This window comes from Rahnella sp. PD4, from assembly GCF_049199325.1.
GTDB lineage: Bacteria > Pseudomonadota > Gammaproteobacteria > Enterobacterales > Enterobacteriaceae > Rahnella > Rahnella perminowiae.
The window spans coordinates 1-2,307 of the sequence record NZ_JBLZQF010000023.1 but is presented as its reverse complement, the minus strand read 5'-3'; the positions used below and the strand labels follow the sequence as shown (position 1 = coordinate 2,307).

General features: G+C 51.3%; 2 tRNA genes and 2 rRNA genes. All 4 read right to left on the bottom strand.

Annotation, left to right across the window (positions count from 1 at the left end):
* Positions 1 to 673, bottom strand: a 23S ribosomal RNA gene (locus ACOZIO_RS25010); the annotation flags it as partial.
* A gap of 209 nt (positions 674 to 882) precedes the next feature.
* A tRNA-Ala gene (locus ACOZIO_RS25005) sits at positions 883 to 958 on the bottom strand.
* Positions 959 to 1,091: 133 nt separating this feature from the next.
* A tRNA-Ile gene (locus ACOZIO_RS25000) sits at positions 1,092 to 1,168 on the bottom strand.
* 71 nt (positions 1,169 to 1,239) lie between these two features.
* A 16S ribosomal RNA gene (locus ACOZIO_RS24995) occupies positions 1,240 to 2,307 on the bottom strand; the annotation flags it as partial.

Sequence of the window (2,307 nt, the reverse complement as noted above, 5' to 3'; positions counted from 1 at the left end):
CGGGTCTATACCTTGCAACTTGACGCCCAGTTAAGACTCGGTTTCCCTACGGCTCCCCTATTCGGTTAACCTTGCTACAAAATATAAGTCGCTGACCCATTATACAAAAGGTACGCAGTCACCTAACGAGTAGGCTCCCACTGCTTGTACGTACACGGTTTCAGGTTCTATTTCACTCCCCTCGCCGGGGTTCTTTTCGCCTTTCCCTCACGGTACTGGTTCACTATCGGTCAGTCAGGAGTATTTAGCCTTGGAGGATGGTCCCCCCATATTCAGACAGGATGTCACGTGTCCCGCCCTACTCATCGAACTCACAATCTGTGCATTTTTGTGTACGGGACTATCACCCTGTACCGTGCGACTTTCCAGACGCTTCCACTAACACACAAACTGATTCAGGTTCTGGGCTCTTCCCCGTTCGCTCGCCGCTACTGGGGGAATCTCGGTTGATTTCTTTTCCTCGGGGTACTTAGATGTTTCAGTTCCCCCGGTTCGCCTCGTTAGACTATGTATTCATCTAACGATAATGTGCCGGAGCACACTGGGTTTCCCCATTCGGGTATCGTCGGGTATAACGGTTCATATCACCTTACCGACGCTTTTCGCAGATTAGCACGCCCTTCATCGCCTCTGACTGCCTAGGCATCCACCGTGTACGCTTAGTCGCTTAACCTCACAACCCGAAGGTGTTTCCACCGTCGCATTGCGATTATTTGAGAGACTCTGTTACAGACTAATCCACCACTCAGTACAGATACGGAGAGTGATGTTCAGCTGTAAACTTTCAATTTTCAGCTTGTTCCAGATTGTTAAAGAGCAAAATACTTCGCAGCATACTGTTTCCAATACGCTCTGAAGTATTATTGAGGGGCTGTACGGTAATGGTGGAGCTAAGCGGGATCGAACCGCTGACCTCCTGCGTGCAAGGCAGGCGCTCTCCCAGCTGAGCTATAGCCCCATACAGTCACTTACAGATACCTTAATCACTCATCAGCCTGATGAGTCAGCCAATCACTTTCTCATCAAGGCGGAGTCATGCGAAGTTTGCCTGGGCAAACGAGACATGGCGACAACGAAGAGGAGGAAGGAATTGGTAGGCCTGAGTGGACTTGAACCACCGACCTCACCCTTATCAGGGGTGCGCTCTAACCACCTGAGCTACAAGCCTATTAAGGTATTTCTGCTCGTTACTTTCTATCAGACAATCTGTGTGGACACTGCACAATGCGTATCTTGAGGTAAGGAGGTGATCCAACCGCAGGTTCCCCTACGGTTACCTTGTTACGACTTCACCCCAGTCATGAATCACAAAGTGGTAAGCGCCCTCCCGAAGGTTAAGCTACCTACTTCTTTTGCAACCCACTCCCATGGTGTGACGGGCGGTGTGTACAAGGCCCGGGAACGTATTCACCGTAGCATTCTGATCTACGATTACTAGCGATTCCGACTTCATGGAGTCGAGTTGCAGACTCCAATCCGGACTACGACATACTTTATGAGGTCCGCTTGCTCTCGCGAGTTCGCTTCTCTTTGTATATGCCATTGTAGCACGTGTGTAGCCCTACTCGTAAGGGCCATGATGACTTGACGTCATCCCCACCTTCCTCCGGTTTATCACCGGCAGTCTCCTTTGAGTTCCCACCATTACGTGCTGGCAACAAAGGATAAGGGTTGCGCTCGTTGCGGGACTTAACCCAACATTTCACAACACGAGCTGACGACAGCCATGCAGCACCTGTCTCAGAGTTCCCGAAGGCACTTCGCCATCTCTGGCAAATTCTCTGGATGTCAAGAGTAGGTAAGGTTCTTCGCGTTGCATCGAATTAAACCACATGCTCCACCGCTTGTGCGGGCCCCCGTCAATTCATTTGAGTTTTAACCTTGCGGCCGTACTCCCCAGGCGGTCGACTTAACGCGTTAGCTCCGGAAGCCACGCCTCAAGGGCACAACCTCCAAGTCGACATCGTTTACAGCGTGGACTACCAGGGTATCTAATCCTGTTTGCTCCCCACGCTTTCGCACCTGAGCGTCAGTCTTTGTCCAGGGGGCCGCCTTCGCCACCGGTATTCCTCCAGATCTCTACGCATTTCACCGCTACACCTGGAATTCTACCCCCCTCTACAAGACTCTAGCTTGCCAGTTTCAAATGCAGTTCCCAAGTTAAGCTCGGGGATTTCACATCTGACTTAACAAACCGCCTGCGTGCGCTTTACGCCCAGTAATTCCGATTAACGCTTGCACCCTCCGTATTACCGCGGCTGCTGGCACGGAGTTAGCCGGTGCTTCTTCTGCGAGTAACGTCAATCA